Source organism: Pseudomonas sp. QE6 (assembly GCF_041379005.1).
Lineage (GTDB): Bacteria > Pseudomonadota > Gammaproteobacteria > Pseudomonadales > Pseudomonadaceae > Pseudomonas.
The window spans coordinates 1,113,924-1,130,770 of the sequence record NZ_CP166873.1; the positions used below are offsets into that span (position 1 = coordinate 1,113,924).

Annotated in this window: 16 protein-coding genes; 10 read left to right on the forward strand and 6 right to left on the reverse strand. The window is 67.4% G+C overall.

Annotation, left to right across the window (positions count from 1 at the left end; genetic code table 11):
• The first annotated feature begins 82 nt into the window (after positions 1 to 82).
• Complete coding sequence (gene dprA / locus ACAW63_RS05015) at positions 83 to 1,177, forward strand: DNA-processing protein DprA (RefSeq protein WP_371232086.1); 1,095 nt, start codon at positions 83 to 85, stop codon at positions 1,175 to 1,177.
• A gap of 41 nt (positions 1,178 to 1,218) precedes the next feature.
• Positions 1,219 to 1,776 carry an L-threonylcarbamoyladenylate synthase gene (locus ACAW63_RS05020; protein WP_371232088.1) on the forward strand — a complete coding sequence of 186 codons (558 nt, stop codon included), beginning with the start codon at positions 1,219 to 1,221 and terminating at the stop codon, positions 1,774 to 1,776.
• A gap of 102 nt (positions 1,777 to 1,878) precedes the next feature.
• Here the strand turns inward: ACAW63_RS05020 and ACAW63_RS05025 are convergent, their stop codons facing one another.
• Entirely contained in the window at positions 1,879 to 2,856 is a 978-nt protein-coding gene (locus tag ACAW63_RS05025; protein ID WP_371232090.1) for an NADPH:quinone reductase, read from the reverse strand.
• A gap of 173 nt (positions 2,857 to 3,029) precedes the next feature.
• On the opposite strand from ACAW63_RS05025, the gene hemF reads away from it, so the two are divergent.
• Complete coding sequence (gene hemF / locus ACAW63_RS05030; RefSeq protein ID WP_371232092.1) at positions 3,030 to 3,944, forward strand: oxygen-dependent coproporphyrinogen oxidase; 915 nt, start codon at positions 3,030 to 3,032, stop codon at positions 3,942 to 3,944.
• A 163-nt stretch (positions 3,945 to 4,107) separates the two neighbouring features.
• Positions 4,108 to 4,929: a shikimate dehydrogenase gene (gene aroE, locus ACAW63_RS05035; RefSeq protein WP_371232093.1), complete on the forward strand. Its 822-nt coding sequence runs from the start codon at positions 4,108 to 4,110 to the stop codon at positions 4,927 to 4,929.
• A 41-nt stretch (positions 4,930 to 4,970) separates the two neighbouring features.
• On the opposite strand, the gene ACAW63_RS05040 is transcribed toward aroE, so the two are convergent.
• Genes ACAW63_RS05040 through betC form a run of 3 tightly spaced genes read right to left on the reverse strand, consistent with a single transcriptional unit; the run spans position 4,971 to position 9,036 of the window.
• Positions 4,971 to 6,530 (reverse strand): SulP family inorganic anion transporter, encoded by a 1,560-nt coding sequence (locus ACAW63_RS05040; RefSeq protein ID WP_371232095.1) that lies wholly within the window; start codon positions 6,528 to 6,530, stop codon positions 4,971 to 4,973.
• A 7-nt stretch (positions 6,531 to 6,537) separates the two neighbouring features.
• Positions 6,538 to 7,494 carry a choline ABC transporter substrate-binding protein gene (locus tag ACAW63_RS05045; protein WP_371232097.1) on the reverse strand — a complete coding sequence of 319 codons (957 nt, stop codon included), beginning with the start codon at positions 7,492 to 7,494 and terminating at the stop codon, positions 6,538 to 6,540.
• Between the two features lie 33 nt (positions 7,495 to 7,527).
• Positions 7,528 to 9,036: a choline-sulfatase gene (betC, locus tag ACAW63_RS05050; RefSeq protein ID WP_371232099.1), complete on the reverse strand. Its 1,509-nt coding sequence runs from the start codon at positions 9,034 to 9,036 to the stop codon at positions 7,528 to 7,530.
• 128 nt (positions 9,037 to 9,164) lie between these two features.
• On the opposite strand from betC, the gene ACAW63_RS05055 reads away from it, so the two are divergent.
• From ACAW63_RS05055 to ACAW63_RS05075, 5 genes are all read left to right on the forward strand, one after another.
• Positions 9,165 to 10,061 carry a LysR family transcriptional regulator gene (locus ACAW63_RS05055; protein WP_371232101.1) on the forward strand — a complete coding sequence of 299 codons (897 nt, stop codon included), beginning with the start codon at positions 9,165 to 9,167 and terminating at the stop codon, positions 10,059 to 10,061.
• Positions 10,058 to 10,396 carry a DOPA 4,5-dioxygenase family protein gene (locus ACAW63_RS05060; RefSeq protein WP_371232103.1) on the forward strand — a complete coding sequence of 113 codons (339 nt, stop codon included), beginning with the start codon at positions 10,058 to 10,060 and terminating at the stop codon, positions 10,394 to 10,396. Before ACAW63_RS05055 ends, ACAW63_RS05060 begins: the two co-directional genes overlap by 4 nt.
• Before the next feature lie 103 nt (positions 10,397 to 10,499).
• Positions 10,500 to 11,021 carry a sigma-70 family RNA polymerase sigma factor gene (locus ACAW63_RS05065; RefSeq protein ID WP_371232104.1) on the forward strand — a complete coding sequence of 174 codons (522 nt, stop codon included), beginning with the start codon at positions 10,500 to 10,502 and terminating at the stop codon, positions 11,019 to 11,021.
• On the forward strand, positions 11,018 to 11,956 hold the full coding sequence (locus ACAW63_RS05070; RefSeq protein WP_371232106.1) for a FecR domain-containing protein: 939 nt from the start codon (positions 11,018 to 11,020) through the stop codon (positions 11,954 to 11,956). Before ACAW63_RS05065 ends, ACAW63_RS05070 begins: the two co-directional genes overlap by 4 nt.
• 240 nt (positions 11,957 to 12,196) lie before the next feature.
• Complete coding sequence (locus ACAW63_RS05075; RefSeq protein WP_371232108.1) at positions 12,197 to 14,578, forward strand: TonB-dependent receptor; 2,382 nt, start codon at positions 12,197 to 12,199, stop codon at positions 14,576 to 14,578.
• Positions 14,579 to 14,594: 16 nt separating this feature from the next.
• On the opposite strand, the gene ACAW63_RS05080 is transcribed toward ACAW63_RS05075, so the two are convergent.
• A complete protein-coding gene (locus ACAW63_RS05080; RefSeq protein ID WP_371232110.1) occupies positions 14,595 to 14,912 on the reverse strand; it encodes a putative quinol monooxygenase in 318 nt (105 codons plus the stop codon).
• A gap of 311 nt (positions 14,913 to 15,223) precedes the next feature.
• Between ACAW63_RS05080 and ACAW63_RS05085 the strand changes: the two genes are divergently transcribed.
• Entirely contained in the window at positions 15,224 to 16,156 is a 933-nt protein-coding gene (locus ACAW63_RS05085; protein ID WP_275609493.1) for an AraC family transcriptional regulator, read from the forward strand.
• A gap of 134 nt (positions 16,157 to 16,290) precedes the next feature.
• On the opposite strand, the gene ACAW63_RS05090 is transcribed toward ACAW63_RS05085, so the two are convergent.
• A complete protein-coding gene (locus ACAW63_RS05090) occupies positions 16,291 to 16,677 on the reverse strand; it encodes a VOC family protein (RefSeq protein WP_371232111.1) in 387 nt (128 codons plus the stop codon).
• Positions 16,678 to 16,847 lie beyond the last annotated feature (170 nt).

The window sequence follows — 16,847 nt, forward strand, 5'->3', positions numbered from 1 at the left end:
CGGAACGGTCCGACTGCGGTGGCGCGTCTTGGACGGCAAAGTCTGAGCGAACTCTTCCCGCTCGCCGCAAAGGACTGCCGCCATGCCCGTCGATGTCTCCCCTGCCGAAGCCGAGGCGCGCCTGCGCTTGCATGCCCTGCCCGAGCTGGGCCCCAGGCGCTTCCGGCGCCTGATGTCGGCGTTCGGCTCGGCTTCCGCTGCCCTGAGCGCACCTTCCTCCGCCTGGCGTTCGCTGGGCCTGCCACAGGAGTCCGCCGAACGGCGCCGGGATGCCGGTATCCGCGAGCAGGCGGCCACCGCGCTGCGCTGGCTGGACGACCCCGCTCACCACCTGCTGGCCTGGGACGACCCCGCCTACCCCGCGCTGCTGGCCGAGCTGGTGGACGCACCGCCGCTGCTGTTCGTGGCCGGCGAGGTGGCGTTGCTGGAGCGCCCGCAGCTGGCCATGGTGGGCAGCCGGCGAGCCAGCAAACCGGGGCTGGATACGGCACGGGCCTTTGCCCGCAGCCTGGCCGGCGGCGGCTTCGTCATCACCAGCGGCCTGGCGCTGGGCATCGACGGCGCCGCCCACGAAGGCGCGCTGGAGGCCGCCGGAGGGACCGTCGCCGTGCTCGGCACCGGTCTTGAGCATCTCTACCCGCGCCGGCATGTCGGCCTGGCGCAGCGCATCGTCGAGCAGGGTGGCGCGCTGGTCTCGGAGCTGCCGCTGCACAGCCCGCCACAGGCGGCGAACTTTCCCCGGCGCAATCGCATCATCAGCGGCCTGTCGCTGGGCGTGCTGGTGGTGGAGGCCAGTCCTTCCAGCGGTTCGCTGATCACCGCCCGCCTGGCGGCAGAGCAGGGGCGCGAGGTCTATGCCATTCCCGGGTCGATCCACCATCCCGGCGCGCGCGGCTGTCACGAACTGATCCGCCAGGGCGCCGCGCTGGTGGAAAGCGTCGACCACATCCTCGAGGGCCTGCGCGGCTGGACCCGGCCAGCCGCGCCTGCGGCATCGCCGGAACGCGAACCCGCGCATCCCCTCCTCGACCTCCTGCGCGCCGCCCCGCAGAGCAGCGAACAGCTGGCGCTGGGCAGCGGCATGGAGCTGCCCGACGTGCTGGTGACGCTGACCGAGCTGGAGCTGGACGGACGGGTGGCCTGCGAGGCCGGCGTCTGGGTGCATCGCGTCCCCTGAGCACGTAAACTGCCGCGCATCGCAGATCCGAGGAGTTCCCGATGTACAGCAACTGGCGTACCCAGCGCATGGCCCAGGTCGTGCGCGATGGCGGTGTGATCGCTTATCCGACCGAAGCCGTCTGGGGCCTGGGTTGCGACCCGTGGAGCGCCGACGCCGTATACCGCCTGCTGGCGATCAAGGCGCGTCCGGTGGAGAAGGGCCTGATCGTCGTGGCCGCCGACATCGGCCAGTTCGACTTCCTGCTGGACGACCTGCCGGACGCCTGGCGGGAGAAGCTGGCCGCCAGCTGGCCCGGCCCGAACACCTGGCTGGTGCCGCACCAGGACCGCCTGCCCGAGTGGGTGACCGGCCAGCACGACACCGTTGCCCTGCGTGTCAGCGACCATCCGCTGGTGCGCGAGCTGTGTCTCCATACCGGCCCGCTGATCTCCACCTCCGCCAACCCTGCCGGCCGTCCGGCCGCGCGTACGCGCCTGCGCATCGAGCAGTACTTCCATGATGAGCTGGATGGGGTACTCGGCGGCGCCCTGGGCGGGCGCCGCAATCCGAGCCTGATTCGCGATCTGCGGACCGGCGAGACCGTTCGCCCGTCGTAAGCCGGATAAGAGGTGTAATGCGGTTCGCGAGCAAGCTCGCTCCTACAAGAGCGGAAGCACCCTGTAGGAGCGAGCTTGCTCGCGAACGCTCTTTTGCCGTGATCAGGGCAGCAGAATGGTCGACCCCGTGGTGCGCCGCGCCGCCAGTTCGGTCTGCGCCTTGGCGGCATCGGCCAGGGCGAAGCGCTGATTGATCTCCACCTTCACCTTGCCGCTGGTGATCATGCCGAACAGGTCGTCGGCCATCGCCTGCAGGCGTTCCGGCGTATTGGCGTAGCCGAACAGCGTCGGGCGGGTGACGTAGAGCGAGCCCTTCTGCGACAGGATGCCCAGGTTCACTCCGTCCACAGGGCCGGAGGCATTGCCGAAGCTCACCACCAGGCCGCGCTGGGCGGTGCAGTCCAGCGAGGTCAGCCAGGTGTCCTTGCCCACCGAGTCGTAGACCACCGGGCACTTCCTGCCTTCGGTCAGCGCCAGCACACGCTCCACCACGTTCTCGTGGCTGTAGTCGATGGTCGCCCAGGCGCCGTGGGATTTCGCCAGTTCCGCCTTGGCGGTCGAGCTGACCGTGCCGATCAGGTGCGCGCCGATGGCCTTGGCCCACTGGCAGGCAATCAACCCGACGCCGCCGGCCGCCGCGTGCCAGAGGATGGTCTGGCCGGGCTGCACGTTGTAGGTCTGGCGCAGCAGGTACTGCACGGTGAGGCCCTTGAGCATCACGGCGGCGGCCTGTTCGAAGGTGATCGCGTCCGGCAGCTTCACCACGTTCGCCGCCGGCAGCACGTGCAGCTCGCTGTAGGCGCCCAGCGGGCCGGTGGCGTAGCCGACACGGTCGCCCACCTTCACATTGGTCACCGCGCTGCCGATGGCTTCCACCTCGCCGGCGCCTTCGGTGCCCACACCCGAAGGCATCGCCGGCGCGGGGTACAGACCGCTGCGGTAGTAGGTATCGATGAAATTCAGGCCGATGGCGCGGTTACGCACGCGCACCTCGTTGGGGCCGGGTTCGGCCGGGGTGTAATCGACCAGCTCCAGGACTTCCGGGCCGCCGGTCTTGGCGAATTGAACACGCTTGGCCATGTCGCTCTCCTGCAATGCGCGAGGCTGGCGCCCCGCTGGGGAAAAGACCTTCATCCAAGCCGCCGGCTTGACGGCCGTCAAGACCAGCTTTGCCGACGGGGGTGGTATGCTTGCGCCCCACATTCTGCTCCGGCCCGCGCCACGCGTGGCTTTCCCGCTCCAAGGTGATTCTCGTGACCGACCGCATCGAGGCCGTGAAGGCCTACCTGCTCGACCTGCAAGACCGCATCTGCGCCGCACTCGAAGCCGAGGACGGCAGCGCCCGCTTCATCGAGGACGCCTGGGAGCGTCCGGCCGGCGGTGGTGGACGGACGCGGGTGATCGGCGATGGCGCGTTGATCGAGAAGGGTGGCGTGAACTTCTCCCACGTCTTCGGCGCCGGCCTGCCGCCGAGCGCCAGCGCGCACCGTCCGGAGCTGGCGGGGCGCGGTTTCCAGGCGCTGGGCGTGTCGCTGGTGATCCACCCGACCAACCCCCATGTGCCGACCTCCCACGCCAACGTGCGCTTCTTCATCGCCGAGAAGGAAGGCGAAGAGGCTGTGTGGTGGTTCGGTGGCGGTTTCGACCTGACGCCCTACTACGCCCATGAGGAAGACTGCGTGCTCTGGCACCAGGTCGCCCGCGACGCCTGTGCGCCCTTCGGCGAGGACGTCTACCCGCGCTACAAGGAATGGTGCGACCGCTACTTCCACATCAAGCACCGCAACGAACCACGCGGTATCGGCGGCCTGTTCTTCGACGACCTGAACCAGTGGGACTTCGACACCAGCTTCGCCTTCCTGCGCGCCATCGGCGATGCCTACATCGACGCCTACCTGCCCATCGTGCGCAAGCGCAAGAACACCCCGTACACCGAGCAGCAGCGCGAGTTCCAGGCCTTCCGCCGTGGCCGCTACGTGGAGTTCAACCTGGTCTACGACCGTGGCACCCTGTTCGGCCTGCAGTCGGGCGGGCGTACCGAGTCGATCCTCATGTCGCTGCCGCCGCAGGTGCGCTGGGGCTATGACTGGAAGCCGGAGCCGGGCAGCGAGGAAGCGCGGTTGACCGAGTATTTCCTGACTGACCGGGATTGGTTGGTGCAGGCCTGACCCTCCTCTTTCGGGCGGTTCGCGAGCAAGCTCGCTCCTACAAAAAGCCTGCGAGCCGGGTCGCTCTTCGTAGGAGCGAGCTTGCTCGCGAACCCGCCTGGCACGACGGCGGAAAAACCGGCAAGCTCTCCGCCCTTCCGATCCTCTCGTCCCAGGACTTTCCATGGACCGCTACTGCGTCTTCGGCAACCCCATCGGCCACAGCAAGTCGCCGCAGATCCACCGCCTGTTCGCCGAGCAGACCGGCCAGACGCTGAGCTATGACGCGCGGCTGGCGCCGCTGGACGACTTTGCCGGGAACGCCCGCGAATTCTTCGAGCAGGGCCTGGGCGGCAACGTCACCGTGCCGTTCAAGGAAGACGCCTACCGCCTGGCCTCCGAGCTGAGCGAGCGCGCGCGCCGGGCCGGCGCGGTGAACACCCTGAAGAAGCTGGAAGGCGGCGGCCTGCTGGGTGACAACACCGACGGCGCCGGACTGACCCGCGACCTGACGGTGAACCACGGCGTCGTGCTGCGCGATGCGCGCATCCTGGTGCTGGGGGCTGGCGGCGCGGTACGCGGCATTCTCGAACCCTTCCTCGCCGAGCAGCCGGCGTGCATCGTGATTGCCAACCGCACGGTATCGAAGGCTCAGCAGCTGGCGGAAGAATTCAAGGACCTGGGGGCGGTCAGCGGCGGCGGTTTCGACCTGCGCGATGAGCCGTTCGACCTGATCGTCAACGGCACCTCGGCCTCCCTGGCCGGCGAGTTGCCGCCCATCGACCCGGCGCTGATCAAGCCGGGGCATACCGTCTGCTACGACATGATGTACGGCAAGGACGTGACCGCCTTCAACCGCTGGGCCGCCGAGCACGGCGCGGCGCGCTGCATTGACGGGCTGGGCATGCTGGTGGAGCAGGCGGCGGAAGCCTTCCTGCTGTGGCGCGGCGTACGGCCGAATTCGGCGCCGGTGCTCGAGGAGTTGCGGCGTCAGCTCAAGGGCTGAACACCAATTCGCGAGCGGGCTCCTACAGATGAAGCCCGGTTCTATTCCTCGACCTGCAACACCCCACCCTTCCCCATCTGCTTCTCCAGCTCCGCGCGCACCCGTGGCCGCGCGTTGCGCAACACCAGGCGGCGGCCTTCGCTGGCGAGGCGGCGGGCTTCCTGCTGAAGCATCTGCGCGCCGGCGAAATCGATGAAGTTGACGTGGTGGGCGTCCAGCACCAGCCGTTCGCCATGGCTGCGTTGCATCAGCTTCTGCAGGTAGTCGCAGGCGCCGAAGAAGATCGAGCCTTCGATGCGCAGCACTTCCTCGTCTTCGCGCGCCCACTGCTGCACGCGCGGCTGCGAGGTGCGCTTGAGGTAGAAGAACAGCGAGGCCAGTACACCCGCGTAGACGGCGTTCTGCAGCGGCAGCAGCAGGGTCGCGGCGAGGGTCAGCAGCATCACCAGGGATTCCGCGCGGCTGCCTTGCCACAGGGCGCGCAGGGCAGGGCGATCGACGAGGTTCCAGCAGATCAGCAGGATTCCGGCGGCCATGGCCGGCAGTGGGATGTGGGTGATCAACCCGGCGCCGGCCACAGCCAGCAGCGCCACCCACAGCGCCGAGAAGACCCCGGCCAGCGGCGTGCGTGCGCCGGCGTCCTGGTTCAGCCCGGAGCGGGTGAATGAGCCGGCGGACAGCGTGCCCGACAACCAGGGCCCGATCAGGTTGGACAGCCCCTGTGCACGCACCTCCTGGTTGGCATCCAGCGGTTGGTGTGAACGCGCCGCCAGGGCGCGGGCGATGGACAGGCTCGTCACCAGCCCGAGCATGCCGCAGGCCACGGCGGCGGGCAGCAACTGGGCGATGGCGGAGAGATCGAACGACAGCGGACTCAGTGGCGGCAGCGCGCTGCGGAAGGCGGCCACCTTGGCGACTCCGGCGAAGGTCGCCGGCATCGCCCAGACCAGCGCGCTGGCGCTGAACAGGCCGACCAGCAATGCCGGCCCGCGCCGCCACAGACGCTTCACCAGCAGGCTCAGTGCAAGGCTGAACAGCCCCACCAGCAAGGACGGCCCATGGAACTGAGGCAGCTGCCACCACAACGCGGCGGCACTGGTCAGCGCCGTGCCCTGCCCGCCCGCGGTGATGCCCAGCAGATAGGGCAACTGGCCGATGACGATCACCAGCGCGGCGCCGCAGGTGAAGCCCAGCAGCACCGAATGGGAGACGAAGTTCACCAGTACGCCGAAGCGCAGCATCCCCAACAGCCACTGGAACAGCCCGGCGAGGAAGGTCAGCAGCAGCGCGTACTGGATGAACTGCGCGCTGCCCGGCGCAGCCAGTGGTGCGATGGCGGTGAACAGCACCACCGAGATCGCCGCCGTCGGCCCACCGACCATGTGTTTCGACGAGCCCCACAGGCAGGCGATCAGCACCGGTAGCATCGCCGCGTAGAGCCCGTATTCCGCCGGCAGCCCCGCGATCAGCGCGTAGGCCATGGATTGCGGCAGGGCGAGCACCGCGCCGGAGAGGCCGACGCCCAGGTCACGGCGCAGGTCGCGCCCCGTGACCTGCGGCAGCCAGGCGAGAAACGGTAGCAGGCGGATCAGGCGCTCCATCGACGGTCTACAGCCTGGCCTTCACGGCGGCCATGGCGTCGCCGCCGTCGCGGGTCTTCACGCCGGCCAGCCACTGGTCGAGGCGTTGCGGGTTGGCCTTGATCCAGGCCTTCACCGCGTCGGGGTTCTTCGCGTTCTTCTCCAGCACCTCGGCCATGATGGCGTTCTCCATCGGCAGGTCGAAGGACAGGTTCGCCAGCAACTTGCCGCTGTTCGGGCACTGCTCGCTGTAGCCGTTGCGGGTGACGGTGAACACGCTGCCGGTGCTGCCGAAGTATTTCTCGCCGCCGGTCAGGTACTTCATGTCGTACTTCACGTTCATCGGGTGCGGCGTCCAGCCGAGGAACACCACCCAGCGCTCGCGCTTCACCGCGCGACCGACCTCGGCGAGCATCGCCTGCTCGCTGGATTCCACCAGCTTCCAGTCGCCCAGGCCGAACTCGTCGCCTGTGATCATCTTCTGGATCGACTGGTTGGCCGGCGCGCCGGAGCCGATGCCGTAGACCTTCCTGTTGAACTGGTCGGCGTGCCTGTCCAGGTCGGCGAAGGTCTTCACCCCGGCGTTCCACACGTAGGTCGGCACGGCCAGGGTGAACTCGGTGCCCTGCAGGTTCTTCGCCAGCTGGGTGACCTGCTTGCTGGCGATGAACTGGTCATGGAAGCCCTGCTGCGCCGGCATCCAGTTGCCGAGGAAAGCGTCCACCTGACCGTCGCGCAGGCCGCCGTAGGTGATGGGCACCGAGAGGGTGTCGATCTTCACGGTGTAGCCCAGGCCTTCGAGCAGGAAGGCGGCCACGCCGTTGGTCACCGCGATGTCGGTCCAGCCCGGATCGGCCAGCTTCACCGTAGCGCAGGCTTCATCCTCGGCCCGCGCCAGCGGACCGCCCAGCGCGAGCGCGCCGGCCAGCAATAACGCGGATGCTTCTCGTGCGGTGAAGCGTCGTACGGCGAATAGCTTGTTCATGCTCCCATCCCCTTCGGCGTGTTGTGGTTGTCGTTACGGTTGCGGATAGCGGGCGCGGCGCTCCAGATCGTCGAGGTCGATGTGGTTGCGCATGTACTGCTGGCTGGCGTCGACCATGGGCTGGTGGTCCCAGCTTTTCAGGGTGCCGCGGGTCAGCGCGTCGGCCACCAGCCGGCGGCGGCGCTGGCTGGCCTGGACTCGTTCGGTGATGGCCGGGATATCCCAGCGCGCCCGGGCTTCGTTCAGCAGTGTGCGAGCCAGCTCGGCGTGGGCCGGGGAGTCCATGAGGTTTTCCAGCTCGCGGGGGTCGTTGGCCAGGTCGAAGAGCAGGCAGGGATCCTGCTCGGAGTAGATGAACTTGAAGTCGCCGCGGCGGATCATCATCAGCGGGCTGACGGTGCCTTCGGCGGTGTACTCGCCGATCACCTCGTCGTGGCCGCCGGTGCCTTGCAGGTGCGGCAGCAGCGAGCGGCCGTCCAGTTCGAGGCCTGCTTCCACCTGGCCGCCGGCCAGTTCCACCAGGGTCGGCAGCAGGTCCACCGTGGACACCGACTGGCCGACCCTATGCGGGACGAAGCGCTTGGGCGCGTGCACCAGCAGCGGCACGCGGGCGGCCATCTCGAACCAGTGCATCTTGTACCAGAGGCCGCGCTCGCCGAGCATGTCGCCGTGGTCGCCGGAGAACAGGATCAGGGTGTCTTCGCTCAGGCCGCAATCCTCCAGGGTGCGCAGCAGCGCGCCGATCTGCGAATCCACGTAACTGCAGGCGCCGAAGTAGGCACGGCGCGCGGCGCGGACCTTCTCCTCGGGCATTTCCTGGCCCCACAGGTCGATCACCTTCAGCAGCCGCTGGGAATGCGGGTCCTGCTCGTCCTGGGCGATCCGTACGGCGGGCAGCGGGATGTCCTCGTCGCGGTACAGGTCCCAGTATTCGCGGGGGATGGTGTAGGGGTCGTGCGGGTGGGTCATGGACACGGTGAGGCAGAACGGCTGTCCGGCGTGTTCGCGCACGTGGTCGTAGAGGTACTGGCGCGCCTTGAACACCACTTCCTCGTCGAAATCCAGCTGGTTGGTGCGCACGCACGGGCCGGCCTGCAGCACCGAGGACATGTTGTGGTACCAGCTCGGGCGCACGTCCGGCTCGTCCCAGTTCACTGCCCAGCCGTAGTCGGCGGGGTAGATGTCGCTGGTCAGGCGCTGTTCGTAGCCGTGCAGCTGGTCCGGGCCGCAGAAGTGCATCTTGCCCGAGAGCGCGGTGCGGTAGCCCAGGCGGCGCAGGTAGTGCGCGTAGGTCGGGATGTCGGCGGCGAAATCGGCGGCGTTGTCCCAGGCGCCGATCTTCGTCGGCAGTTGGCCGCTCACCAGGGTGAAGCGCGACGGCGCGCACAGCGGGCTGTTGCAGTAGGCCGAGTCGAATACCACGCCTTCGCTGGCGAGGCGCGAGAGGTTGGGCAGCTTGATCGGCGACTGGGCATCGTAGAAGGGCAGGAGCGGCGCGGCCATCTGGTCGGCCATGATGAAGAGGATGTTCGGGCGCTTCATGGCGTGGGCTTATCCTGTTGGCGCTGTTATGGGATAGTGCTGGGGTTCAGTCTCTTCCCGGCGAAAACTGGGGTAAAGCGCATGCTGGAACATGCTTCGGATAACACAGTCTTATGTGAGGGCATGGCGTGAGCGTGCCGCTGGAACTGCTGCGCGTGTTCGAAGCCGCGGCGCGCCTGCTCAGCTTCACCGCCGCTGCCGGCGAACTGGGCACCACCCAGCCGGCGGTCAGCCAGCAGATCAAGCGCCTGGAAAAGCTGCTGGCGGTACGGCTGTTCGATCGCATCCACCGCGGCATCGCCCTCACGGAAAGTGGACAGGTGCTGCAGCAGCACGTTCAGGCGGGGTTGGAGAGCATCGACGCCGGCATCGCCGCGGTCACCGCGAAGAACCCCCATGAAGTGCTGCAGGTCGCCACCGACTTCGCCTTCGCCGCCTACTGGCTGATGCCGCGCCTGCCGCGCTTCCGCCAGGCGCACCCGGAGCTGGACGTCGGCCTGATCAGCAGCGACCGCAGTCCCGTTTCCCTGCGCAGTGACATCGACGTCGCCATCGCCTTTGGTGATGGACGCTTCAAACATGGTCAGGCGCTGCGGCTGTTCAGCGAGGAAGTCTTTCCGGTGTGCAGCCCCAGGCTGCTCGAGGGGCGCGACCTGCCATTGTCGCCCGAGGCGCTGACCGGCCTGCCGCTGCTGCACCTCAAGCCCGAGGCGCACAGCCGCTGGTTCGACTGGGCCGGCGTTTACCGCGCATTGGGCATCGAAGGGGCTCCTGCTCCCGCCGGGCTACGCTTCGACAACTACACACTGCTGATACAGGCGGCCATTGCCGGGCAGGGTGTGGCCATCGGCTGGCGGCACCTGGTCGACGAACTGCTGGAACAGGGGTTACTGTGCCGGCCCATCGCCGAAACGGTGGAATCGCGCTTCGGCTATTACGCCGTGTTGCCCGAGCGCAAGCGCCGCATGCGCCTGGTGCAGCGCTTCGTTGACTGGTTGCAGGCGGAACTGGAGCAGGACCGATGAACGACACCCCGATCAAGGATTTCCACGCCCACGTCTATTTCGACGCGAGCAGCCTCTCGCGCGCCCGCGCCCTGTGCGAAGAGGCGGCACGCCGTTTCGGCGCGACGATGGGCCGTGTCCATGAACGCCCGGTCGGCCCGCACCCGGACTGGAGCTGCCAGCTCGCCTTCGACAACGCCACCTTCGCCACCCTGGTGCCGTGGCTGGCGCTGAACCGCGACGGCCTGGTGGTCTTCGTCCATCCCAACACCGGCGATGACCTGCGCGATCACCGCGACCACGGCATCTGGATGGGCGCGGTGCGGCCGCTGGACCTGTCGCAGTTCACGAGCTGACACCTTTTTGCATTCGATAATAATTCTCGATTCGGTGTATGCTGCCCACCCTTCGCATCGGCCTGACAGACGTTGGCCGGTTTTCCAGGGTATTTCGGCCATCATGCGGCGCTTCGCCTCCTCTTCCCTGCTGCAGAGCTTCCAGGCGCACTATGCGGACCTGATGCGCTTCCTTGCGCGGCGCTTGGGGGACAACCAGCGTGCGGCGGACGTGGCCCAGGACACCTGGCTGCGCCTGGCCGACCAGCCCGCCGAAGCCGAGGTGCAGGACCCGCGCGCCTACCTGTTCCGTGTCGCCGGCAACATCGCCATCGACAACCTGCGCCGTGAGGGCCGGCTGGCTGAACTGCATGTCGACGAAACCGCCGCCAATGACCTGAGCGACCCCGCCTCCACGCTGGAGCACCGCTTGCTCGCCCACGAGGCACTGGAGCATCTGGACGCGGCGCTCGACCAGTTGCCGCCCAACGTTCGCCAGGCGCTGTTGATGAACCGCCTCGACGGCCTGACCCACGCGCAGATCGCCCGGCACCTGGGCGTGTCCGAGAGCATGGTGGGCAAGTACATCGTCCAGGCCATGCGCCATTGCCGCGACTGGGCGCAGCGCCAGGAGGACACGCCATGAGCCGCGTGGACCTGGCGCTTTCCAACGAAGCCATCGAGCGCCTGGCGCAATTGCATTCGGGCAGCGCTGGCGCCGCCGAGCGCATGGAGTTCCTGCGCTGGCGCGGACAGAGCCCGGAACACGAGCGCGCTGCCCGCGAAGCCGAGGCGCTCTGGGGCGCCCTGCCGGAAACCCGCAACGCCGAGGAGTACCGCCGTCGCGCCCGACGCCTGCGTCGCTGGCCGGCGCTGGCTGTTGCGGCCTGTGTCGCCGCGATTGCCGTGACCCTCGCCCTGCCCGAACCGCTGGCCGGGCTGTATGCCGATTACGCCACCCGCACCGGCGAGCGGCGAATGCTGGAGCTGGCCGATGGCAGCCGCGTGTGGCTCAACAGCGACAGCGCGCTGTCGGTGGATTTCAGCCCACAGCAACGGCGCCTGCGCCTGCACAGTGGCGAAGCCTTGTTCGAAGTGGCCAAGGATGCCGCGCGGCCCTTCATCGTCGAGGCAAGGGGCGGCGAGGTGCGTGCCGTGGGTACGCGCTTTGATGTGGACAGCCGTGGGCCGCAGGTGCGCGTGGACGTGACTGAAGGCGTGGTCCAGGTGAACAGTGCCGGCAGCGAGCCGGTGCGGTTGTCCGCCGGGGAGCGCCTGAGCTACCGCGAGTCAGCCGCGCCCGAGGCGGTGCAGCCGCTGGACCTGTCCAGCGCCAGTGCCTGGCAGCGCGGCAAGCTGATCTTCAACCAGCGCCCGCTGGGCGAGGTGCTCGACGAGCTGGAGCGCTACGTGCCTGGGCGCATCGTGCTGACCGACAGCGCGCTGCGCCAGCACAAGGTCAGCGGCGTGTTCGACCTCAAGGACCCTGACGCTTTGCTCAAGACGCTGGAGCGCTTGCAGCCGGTGAAGGTCACCCATATGCCCTGGCTGGTGCTGATCCGCCCTGTCCCCAAGGCCTGACAGCCTTTCCTGTAGGAGCGAGCTTGCTCGCGAACGGATTTCCCCCGCGGCTCCAACGTTGGGCGGTTCGCGAGCAAGCTCGCTCCTACACGGCAAAGCCCACTCCGGGCCGCCCAAACAAGAAAATGAAAATATTTTCCATTCAGCACTGCAAGGTTCGGCTGGCCGTTTCGTCGTAGGCAGGAACGCGAAAAATTCTCAATACGCGACCATGCCCACACAAGAACGGATTTCTCCCGCATGCCTTACCGTCCTTCCCCGCTGCACCGCGCGATCCTGCTCGCTTCCCTGCTCGGCGCCGCCGCTCCCGTTGTCCACGCTGCCGGCGCCGCCGTCGAGTTGCATATCGCGCCGCGCAGCCTGGACAGCGCGCTGACCCAGTTCGCCGACCAGGCCGGGTTGCACCTGCTGTTCAACTCCGAGGACATCCAGGGCCTGCAGAGCGATGGGCTGGACGGCACCTACAGCACCGACGAGGCGCTCAACCAGCTGCTTTCCGGCAGCGGTATGAGCTGGCGCTTCACCGACGAGCGCACCGTGTTGCTCAAGCGCGAAACGGATGATTCCGCCGCCCTCAGCCTGGCGCCGATGCAGATCAGCGTGGCGGCGCGTACGCCCACCGAGATCAGCTCGATTCCCGGCACCGTCTGGGTCGTCGAGCAGACCCAGCTGCGCGAGCAACTGGATACCGGCGTGAGCCTGAAGGAGGCCGTGGGCAAGCTGGTTCCCGGCCTTGACCTGGCGCCCGAGGGCCGCACCAACTACGGCCAGAACATGCGCGGGCGCAACGTGCTGGTGATGATCGACGGCGTCAGCCAGAACAGCTCGCGTGGCCTGTCGCGCCAGTTCGACAGCATCTCGCCGTTCAACGTCGAGCGCATCGAAGTGCTCTCCGGCGCCAGCGCCATCTACGGCGGCGGCGCCACCGGCGGCATCATCAACATCATCACCAAGAAGGGCGCGGCCGGCGATGCGCGCTTCGAGACGCAATTGGGCGCCACCAGCGGTTTCAACAACAGCGACGACCTCTCCACCCGCGCCGCCCAGTCCATCAGCGGCGGGACCGACCGCGTGGCGGGCCGCCTGGGTGTGTCGGCGGAGAAGAACGAAGCCTTCTACGACGGCGCCGGCAACCAGATCTTCATCGACAACACCCAGACCGACCTGCAGTACAACCGCACCGTCGACGTGATGGGCAACCTCACCGCGCAGTTCAGCGACGAGCAGAGCCTCGACCTGCTGGCGCAGTACTACGACTCGGGCAACGACGGCAGCACCGGCATCTACTTTCCCAACCTGAAGTACCAGGGGCCGTCGAGCCTGGAGGACGCGGAAATCCGCAATGGCCTGGATACCGACCTGGAGCCGCGCTCGCGCCGCGTGCTGCTCAACGCCAACTATCACCACAGCAACCTGCTGGAGCAGGATTTCTACCTGCAGGCGTACTACCGCAAGGAAGACGACAACTTCTATCCCTTCCCCTACTACAACGCCGGCAAACCCACCGGCTCCAGAGGCGTGTACTTCGCCGCCTCGCAGCAGAACTTCGAGGTCAGCGGCCTGAAGGGCCTGTTCAGCAAGCAGTGGGATTCGCTCAAGTTCACCTATGGCGTGGACTTCGACCACGAGCGCTTCAACGCCGAGCAGAAGGTCTTCGACCAGCGCCTGTCCTCCGAGAGCGGCGGCCTGGACCTGGAAACCGCCAGCAGCGCGCCGCGCTACCCGAGCTACATCGTCGACGGCCTGTCGGTGTACGGCCAGCTGGACTGGAAGGTCACCGACAACCTGACCCTCTCCGGCGGCGCGCGCCACCAGAAAATGGACGTCGAGGTGGACGATTTCAAAGGCGTGCCCGGCGGCAGCAACGACTACCAGGTCAACCTGTTCAACCTCGGCGCGATCTACGACTTCAGCAATGGCCACCAGGTCTGGAGCAACTACAGCGAAGGCTTCGACCTGCCCGACCCGGCCAAGTACTACGGCAAGCCCGGCCTGTCGGTGGACGACAACCCGTTGGCCGGCATCAAGAGCCGCCAGGTCGAGAGCGGCTGGCGCTACAGCGACATGCAGTGGCAGGCGCAGGCGGCGGTGTACTACATCTGGTCGGACAAGATCATCACCACCGACCAGGCGACCCTGACCATCGACGTACAGGACCAGAAGAGCCGCGACTTCGGCTTCGAGGGCGCGGTTACCCGCTACTTCGAGAATGGCTGGCAGGGCGGCACCACGCTGCACCTGGTGCGCTCGGAAGAGGAAGATGCCGACGGCGACTGGATCAAGCGCGATGCGCGCTATGCGTCGCTGTCCAAGTCCACCGCCTTCGTCGGCTGGGGCGATGGCGAGCGCAGCGCCCGCCTGCAGGCCCAACATGCGTTCAACCTGAAGGACGACGCGGACCACGAGATCGACGGCTACACCACCTTCGACCTGATGGGCGAGCAGAAGACCGGCTTCGGCACCTTCAGCGCCGGCATCCAGAACCTGCTGGACAAGCAGTACAGCACCGTCTGGGGCCAGCGTGCCGCGCTGTTCTATTCGCCGACCTACGGACCGGCCTACCTGTACGACTACCAGGGTCGCGGGCGGACCTTCACGCTGGGCTGGAGCCTGGAATACTAAAAAGGCCCAGAAAAACTCAGGCCACCTTTCCGGTGGCCTGATCGAGGGTTTCCACTATGCCGCCGCTGAGGCTTCGGCAGTGGGTGAAGAGTGCTTCGCTGAGCAGTTGCTGCGAGGGTGAAGCGAAGTAGGTCAGCAGCGCCTCCTCGTCGCGCCAACGGCCCTGCAGCAGCCAGGGCCGGTTCGCCCCCTGCATGACCAGCCGGCACTCCTGGCAGCCCGGCGTGCGGCGGGCGCCGTCCACCAGTTTGTCGATCAGGGCGCCGAGCTGTGCTTCGTGTCCGCTGCGGGGATGAATCTGCAACTCATGTTCGATGGGTGTGTGCCAGGGCATGTCCTGTCCTCCGCGTTACATCGAAGAAGTCCGAAGGTGGCTCCTCGGACGACTGACGGGAAGATTACGGGCCGGGAAGCGCCCGGCGTTATCCGGATGCTGCCGGCTTCTTGCCTGATCCTGCGCGGTGCTCGCCAATCCATTGGAAACCCCGTGTTCGTGCCCTGCACCGTCACGGTGCGCGCGCCGATGCCCATACGGCTTGTCCATTTCTGCCGATTGCTTGCCTGATCCTCCAACGGCTGCCTTACTGTCACACTCGTGCGCGCGCCGCGGGCGTAAGCTGCGTGCGCCGCCACTGGAGGTCCCGCATGTCCCAGCCCTACGATCCCGTTGCCGCCGGCCGCCAGGAACTGGCCGACATCATCCAGCGCCACTGCCAGGGTGAAGGCGTCTTCGAAACCGCCATCGATTCGCTGCTGCTGGCGCGCAGCGACTGCCCCAGCGAGGGGCGCATGCCCACCCTCTACCGCCCCGCCCTGTGCGTGATCGCCCAGGGCTGCAAGGAAGTGCGCCTGAGCAATGAGGTGTACCGCTACGACGAACTCAACCTGCTGGTGGTGTCGGTGACCCTGCCGGTCTCCGGCCAGGTGATCGAGGCCTCGGAAGAAAAGCCCTACCTGTCGATCCGCCTGGACATCGATCCGGGCGAGCTCACCCGGCTGATCGCCGAAGCGGGGCTGGCCGGCAGCACGCCGCGGCCGGCCAGCCGCGGCATCTACCTGCAGCGCGTGGACTGCACCGTGCTCGACGCCCTGCTGCGGCTCATGCGCCTGCTCGACAGCCCGCGCGACATTCCGATGCTGGCGCCACTGTTCGTCCGCGAAATCCTCTACCGCCTGCTGCGCGGCCCGCAGGGGCACCTGCTGCACGACCTGGCGATGACCGACAGCCAGACCCACCGCGTTACCCGCGCCATCGAGTGGCTCAACCGCAACTTCGACAAGTCCCTGCGCATCGAGGAGCTGGCGCGCGAGGTGAACCTGAGCGTGTCCACCCTGCACCACCGCTTCAAGGAGGTGACTGCGCTGAGTCCGCTGCAGTACCAGAAGCAACTGCGCCTGCAGGAAGCGCGGCGCCTGATGCTGTCGGAGGGCCTGGAAGTGGCGGTGGCCGGGCATCGCGTGGGCTATGAGAGCCCGTCGCAGTTCAGCCGTGAATACAGCCGCCTGTTCGGCGCGCCGCCGTTGCGCGACTTGGCGAGCTTGCGCGGGGCGTTGGGAGAGGCGGCGGTGCCGGCGTGATCCGGTAGGCGTAGGCCGTATAACGCTCCGCGTTATACGCCGATTGACCTTGATTCCAGTGCCTGCCGAACTCGGCCCTGGCGCCAGCGGCGAGGCGCGGTGTATCGGCGTACAACCGCGAACGGTTGTACGCCCTACCGCTCGTAAAGCTCCAACGGCAACTCATCCGGATCGGCGAAGAAGGTGAACCGCTTGCCGGTCAGCTCATCCTCGCGGATCGGCTCGCACGTCACGCCATGGCTTTCCAGGTGCGCCACGGCGGCGTCCAGGTCATCCACCGCAAACGCGAGGTGCCGCAGCCCCTGCGCCTCGGGATAGGACGGGCGCGGCGGCGCGCCGGGGAAGGAGAACAGCTCCAGCTGCGTTTCGCCCAACGCCAGGTCGAGCTTCCAGGAGTCGCGCGCTTCGCGGTAGGTCTCGGCGATCACCCGCAGGCCCAGCACCTGGGAGTAGAAGTGCCGGGAGCGCGGGTAGTCCGAGCAGATCAGGGCAACGTGGTGGACGCTGTGCAGCAGGGGCATGGAGGCAGGCTTCCGAGGACGATCAATCGGCCCATCCTGCCAGTCGTACACCCAGGGTCAATGCTGGCTGTCTGAAACTGGCGGTTGGAGTGTGGGCATTGTGCCTGCTAGCATCGCGCCGCCCACTCAAAACGGTCGACAGGATGTCCCCCGTACGGCCGCACACGAAA